This window comes from Nocardia sp. NPDC003345, from assembly GCF_053589395.1.
This window is the reverse complement of sequence record NZ_JBSFRU010000417.1, coordinates 1-4,823: the sequence shown is the minus strand read 5'-3', so window position 1 is coordinate 4,823 and position 4,823 is coordinate 1. Positions and strand designations below refer to the sequence as shown.

Sequence of the window (4,823 nt, the reverse complement as noted above, 5' to 3'; positions counted from 1 at the left end):
GGAACGGATCCGGCGGTGACCGGAACAAAGATCCCGGAGCCGCCGGGCAGCGCGGCGGCGTCGGTCGCGCTACGCGGCCCGGGCGCTCCGGACTCGGCGAGCAGTTCGTCGGCGGCCCGGGTCAGATCCGATTCGGACGCCGCACGATGCACGCTCTCGCTGCTGGTGGTGCGGCGGGTCGACCAGGTATGCGCGGGCCGCCGGGGCATATCGGCACCGCGAATTCGCCGTTTGGACCACGGCGGCGGAAGTGGACGCTCGGGGGAGCTGGGATGCTCTGGCATGCACGACCTCTCAAACCCACGGGTGAACCGAGAGTCCATTGTGATCCTGCCGCCGGGGCACCGGGCACCCGAGGTTTCCCTTCCCTGGGAAATGCGAACTTCCCCGGGGTGCTACCCGGGGAAGTTCGCTCGACGACCGCGGTGGCTACCGCTGGTCTTCGGGTTCGTCCAGAATGCGCACGGTCGAGGGCGGTTCGCCGGATTCGACCGGCCCGGCCGCGACGGCCGCCCGGGCGTTGTTGAGTTCGGCGACCCGCTTGCGGGCCAGGAACCAGCCGCCGACCAGCGCCGGGACACCGATCACGAGCATCGCGATCACCGCGGCGCGCTGCTCGATCTCCTCACTGAACAGCATCAGCAGCACCACACCGACCAGGAACACCAGGGTGGCGTAACTGGTGTACGGGGTACCCGGCAGCCGGAACTTCGGCCGGGTCACCTTGCCGTCACGCGCCCACTTCCACAGCTGCAACTGGCACAGCACGATGGCGGTCCAGGAGAAGATCGTGCCCAGCGCCGAGACGTTCAGCACGATTTCGAAGGCCTGCTCGGGCACCACCGCGTTCAGCCCGACGCCGGCCAGCGCGATCACGCCGGTGGCGAGAATGCCGACATAGGGCACACCGTTCTTGGACATCCGGCCCGCGATGGTCGGAGCGCTGCCGTTCATCGACATCGAGCGCAGGATGCGCCCGGTCGAGTAGAGGCCGGCATTGAGACTCGAGAACGCGGCGGTCAGGACCACCAGGTTCATCACCGAACCGGCGCCGTCGATACCGATCTTGGAGAAGAAGGTGACGAACGGGCTCTCACCGGATTTGAAGGCGGTGTAGGGCAGCAGCAGGCCCAGCAGGACCAGGGAGCCGACGTAGAACAGCGCGATCCGGGCGATCACCGAGTTGATGGCGCGCGGCATGATCTTCTCGGGGTTCTCGGCCTCACCGGCGGCGGTGCCGACGAGTTCCACCGCGGCGTAGGCGAAGACGACGCCGGTGGTGACGACGACCAGCGGCAGGAATCCGGTCGGGAACAGACCGCCGTTATCGGACAGAATGCTCAAACCCGTGGGCTGGCCTTCGATATCGAAGCGGCCCGCCAGGAAGATCGTGCCGATGATGAGGAAGCCCACCAGGGCGACGACCTTGATCAGCGCGGCCCAGAACTCCAGCTCACCGAACCACTTCACCGAGATCATATTGATCGCGACCACGATGGCCAGCGCGATCAGCGCGATGGTCCACTGCGGTATCACTTCGAACGCGCCCCAGAAGTGCACGTAGGTGGCGATCGCGGTGATATCGACGATGCCGGTCATGCACCAGTGGAAGAAGTACATCCAGCCGACCGCGAAGGCCAGTTTCTCGCCGTAGAACTCGCGTGCGTAGGAGACGAACGAGCCCGAGGAGGGACGGTGCAGTACGAGCTCGCCGAGGGCCCGCAGGATGAAGAAGACGAAGATGCCACAGATGCCGTAGACCAGGAACAGGCCCGGGCCGGCGTCGTGCAGCCGGCTACCGGCGCCGAGGAAGAGCCCGGTACCGATGGCGCCACCGATGGCGATCATCTGGAGCTGCCGGGGACGCAGCGATTTGTGATAGCCCGCGTCTTCGGCGTGCAGTCCATCCGCCGCCGGCGCCTCCTGTCCCCGAGGCTGTTGAACAGTGGTCATCGTTATGCCTTTCGAGTGGCGCAGATCATGTCTGCGATGAATGTACCGCTATTCAGCGGCACAATCAATAGGTGCCCAACAGGTGTAACACCGTGGAAACCAGGGACTTTCGCTCGGCAGGGCGCGCGAGCTGGGGCTGAACGATTGATCGAGCCGCTGAACGTCGATACGCTGGATGGGTCAAACGATGAGGGAGAGCCCGATGGCCTGGTTCGAACGCGAGTTCATCGCCGTCCCGGAAACCGGTAAGCAGCAGCTGGTCTACAAGTGGCCGGATATCAACATCCGGCGGTACTCCCGCGCCATCGTCAATGCCGATCAGACCGCGTTGTTCGTCAAATCCGGACATGTGGTGGGAACCCTGGGCCCCGGCCGGCACCGGATCGACGCCGACGAGCTCCCGCTGCTCGGCGCTCTGGTCGATACCCTCTCGGGCGGCAACTACTACCGGGCAGAGCTCTACTTCGTCTCCACCCGCGAATTCGCGGGTATCAAATTCGGCGGACGGCTGGCCGATATCGCCGATCCGGTGAGCGAGCAGATCGTCACGCTCCGGGTCTTCGGAGAGTTCGCGGTCACCGTGCGCGACGCGCAACGCCTGATCACCTCATTGGCAGGCAGCACCGACCTGCACGATCCGGCCGGTATCGAATCCTGGAGCGCGGATCTGCTGCTCAAGGCCATGAAGATCGCCGTCACCCAGGGGGTTTCCCGGGGCGAATGGCCGGTTCTGGGTCTTTCCGGTCACCTGCCCGATATCGAGCGTGCCGTCCTGCACCAGACCAATACCGCCCTCTACGAGTACGGCCTGCGACTCCCCAGGCTGGGCAATTTCGACATCACCCTCGCCCCCGATGACGCCGACCGGCTGAAGCGGCTGGCCAAGGATGTCACCTATATTCGGCTGGCCGGGGACTTCCGGCAGTACGCGGCCGGCGAGATGGCGCTCGGCGCAGGCCACGGCCTGGCCACCGGCCACGGTCACGAGGGTGGCTTCCTGGGTGCGGCACTGGGCATCAACGCGCTGCAGCAGTCGAGTCCCGCCGTCCCCGGACCGCTACCCAGCGCGCCCCGCTCCCCCTGGCAGCAGACCCACAAGACCGAGGATGCCCCGGTCCCCGAGCTCGCCACTACGGCGCCCGCCGAACTACCTCCCGGCGGCCCGAGCGGACCCGAATGCCACTCGTGCGCCACGGTCAATCCCCCCGGCGCGAACTTCTGCGTGAACTGCGGAAACAAATTCGCCCCGCGCGAACCCGCGGCCTGCGGTGCCTGCGGCGCGGCGCTGCCGCGGGCCGCGAAGTTCTGCGCGGCCTGCGGTATCCCGGCTCCCCGTCCCCAGGCCTGACGACCGCTCGCCGAGCCCGCCGGATACCCGGGCCGGCGCCCGCCCGCTCGGCAAAACACAGAACCGGCCGGCCCGGATTTCTGGTTCCGAGCCGGCCGGTTCAGGGCTGGGTCAGCCGACGAGCCCCGATTCCGTACTGCCCGCGAGGCTGCGCACCTGCCGTGCCGCCACCGACAGCGTCGCCAGATCGTGCCGGGTCACTCCGAAGATCTCGGTCAGCGCGGCCCGCGCGCGGGTCAGCCGGGAGCGATTGGTCTGCTCCCAGTAATCGAGCTTCTCGCCCACCGGATCCTCGGCATCGGTGGCCGTCGCGATATCCAGCGTGAGCAGCCGCAGCGATTCGAACAGGTCGTCACGCAGGGCCAGCCGGGCCAGTCCGGCCCAGCGCTGGTCGTAGTCGAGATCGTTCACCGCGCTGATGAGCCGGGTGATCTCCAGATGGGCGTTGAGCGCGAAATACAGCTCGGCGATCTCGTGCGCGTCCCGCTCCGCGATATCGGCGATATCGAGCACGTCCAGCAGTGGGTACAGCTGGATCAGGTGGTACACCTCGACGGCCAGATCGGTGGGTGCACCGTGCTCCGCCTCGGCGGCGGCCCGCGCCGCGACATGGTCGGACAGCGGGGTGGGCAGCCATCCCGGGACCCGGCTCGCCAGCGCCCGGACACCTTCGCGATAGCGCGCGATATCGGCACCGATGGCGATGGGCTGCGGCCGGTTCAGCAACAGCCAGCGGGCGGCCCGTTCCAGGATGCGGTGGGTTTCGAGCTCGAGCCGGTCGCGCACTCCCGCGGGCATGGGAGTCGTCCGGATCCGGGCCCACAGCTCCCGCAACTGGAAGATCTCCACCGCGGCGGTGAAAGCGCGCACCGCGTCATCGGTCGTGGCACCGATTTCCTCGGCCAGGCGGAAGGCGAAGGTCGCACTCGCGAAATCGACCATCTCGTTGACCACGACGGTCGCCACGATCTCCCGGCGCAGCGGGTGGGTGGCGATCGCACCGGCGAAACGATCCCGCAGCGGAGTCGGGAAGTATCCCGGCAGGACCGCGGTGAAGGTCGGGCTGTCGGGCAGATCGCCGGCCAGCAGATCCGCTTTCAGCGCGAGTTTGACATGGGCGATGACGGTCGCGAGTTCGGGTGAGGTGAGGCCACCACCGGCCGCGATGCGCCGTTCCATCTCCACATCCGACGGCAGCGCCTCCAGCTGACGGTCCACACCGCGCCCGGACTCCAGTTCGGTGAGCAGGCGCCGATGTACGGCTCCGCGCCGCGCGGCGATCGAACGTGAGAGCCCGATCCGGAAGTTCTGCGAGATATTGTCCCGCAGCACGAGTTCGGCGACCTCGTCGGTCATCTCTGCCAGCAGGGGGTTGCGGTCGGCGATATCCAGTTCGCCCGCCGACACCGCGGCGTCGAGCAGGATCTTGATGTTCACCTCGTGATCGGAGCAGTCCACGCCCGCGGAGTTGTCCAGCGCGTCGGTGTTCATCTTGCCGCCGTCGCGGCAGAACTCGATCCGG

The 4,823-nt window shown here is 67.3% G+C and carries 4 protein-coding genes; 1 reads left to right on the top strand and 3 read right to left on the bottom strand.

Annotation, left to right across the window (positions count from 1 at the left end; genetic code table 11):
- On the bottom strand, positions 1–284 hold a 284-nt coding region (locus tag ACWDU1_RS29630), incomplete at its 3' end, for a hypothetical protein (RefSeq protein WP_450003505.1).
- 145 nt (positions 285–429) lie between these two features.
- Entirely contained in the window at positions 430–1,953 is a 1,524-nt protein-coding gene (locus tag ACWDU1_RS29625; RefSeq protein ID WP_450003504.1) for an amino acid permease, read from the bottom strand.
- A gap of 202 nt (positions 1,954–2,155) precedes the next feature.
- Here ACWDU1_RS29625 and ACWDU1_RS29620 point away from each other — a divergent pair, with 202 nt between their 5' ends.
- Positions 2,156–3,301, top strand: a complete 1,146-nt coding sequence (locus ACWDU1_RS29620; protein ID WP_450003503.1) for an SPFH domain-containing protein — start codon at positions 2,156–2,158, stop codon at positions 3,299–3,301.
- A 111-nt stretch (positions 3,302–3,412) separates the two neighbouring features.
- Here the strand turns inward: ACWDU1_RS29620 and ACWDU1_RS29615 are convergent.
- Positions 3,413–4,823 (bottom strand): NAD-glutamate dehydrogenase domain-containing protein (locus ACWDU1_RS29615; protein WP_450003502.1); only part of this gene is annotated, 1,411 nt, incomplete at its 5' end.